Source organism: Leyella lascolaii (assembly GCF_900079775.1).
In the GTDB taxonomy this organism is placed as follows: domain Bacteria; phylum Bacteroidota; class Bacteroidia; order Bacteroidales; family Bacteroidaceae; genus Prevotella; species Prevotella lascolaii.
Window position 1 is genome coordinate 759 of sequence record NZ_LT556035.1, and the last position, 1,171, is coordinate 1,929.

Sequence of the window (1,171 nt, forward strand, 5' to 3'; positions counted from 1 at the left end):
CGCCTAATTATATATAGGGGTATCTTGATGTTTTTATCATAATAAGATACCCCTGTTTTTTACATGAAATCTCAAATTTGTAAACATAACCCCATCATAAAAAAATGAATAGCAAGTATTCCTGCTGAGTTTATCAAATCAGGGCCATTGTTGTTGATGACGACTCTACCATCAGCTCATATATACCTTTCCGACACAAGCATATATTGTTTTCATTTGTACTCCGAGTGGGTACAGTTTCAAACCATGATTTACATTCTTATATAAGAAAGTGAAGCCGTGACGATTTGTGTATTTTTGCCAAACTAACTCCTGTACATACAACAGATGTAAAAGATTTCTGCAAAATCGACCGAAATCATAAGAAAAAAACACCAAACCAGCAAATTTCTTAAAGATTATATCTGTTTATTAAGATTATTTTTGTATATTTGCAGCATTAGTTTGGTGGTAAAGCCTGTTGGCCTGCCACGTGACAATAGGACTTTACGGAGCAGCCTATATCACAATTCTTCTCCGTAGTAACAGTCCGTTCTCTCTCACTGGTCTCTCCCTGCGCGGCAGAGGCATACGTTTTTATATTTTTCAAACACTCCAAATTGACAGCGCATGAGAAAGTTTACTTCTTTGTTACTGTTAGGCTTCGCTCAGTAAAGTAACTTAAAGGAAGATACGCATGAAGAATTATATACAGAAGGTGGCGTGGGCATTGGTTTTACTGCTTGCCGCCACACTGTCCCTTTCGGCAAAGGACGGGACAGCCGTGAGAAAACTCTTCAAGAAGGGTGTCTCTGACAGTATCTCCGTAGGAGGTAGCAAACTGGTCGTTCTTCAGAAAGACCTCATTCGGAACAGAAGCCTTTCCGTGAATTCCATCGGAGAGGAGAACGTTCCTGAGCTTGACTTTGCCATGACCAACGTCACGGCAGGAGGACATGGCTACCGTTTCCTCCCTCACGGAACGCACTTCACAGGCGAGGGCGCGACTGTCAAGATAAAGTATGACCGCACGAGAATACCAAGCGGCTATACCGAGGACGACATCCGTACCTATTACTACGACCCGGCCGAGAAGCATTGGGTTGCGTTGGAGCGTGTGCGTGTGGACAAGAAGGAAGAGTGTGTCGTTTCAAAGACGACCCACTTCACCGACATGATCAACGGCGTGATA

General features: G+C 43.0%; 1 protein-coding gene. It reads left to right on the forward strand.

What is annotated here, in order from left to right:
* Positions 1–676: 676 nt before the first annotated feature.
* A partial coding sequence (locus tag BN4609_RS01220; protein WP_164071542.1) for a hypothetical protein occupies positions 677–1,171 on the forward strand: 495 nt, incomplete at its 3' end.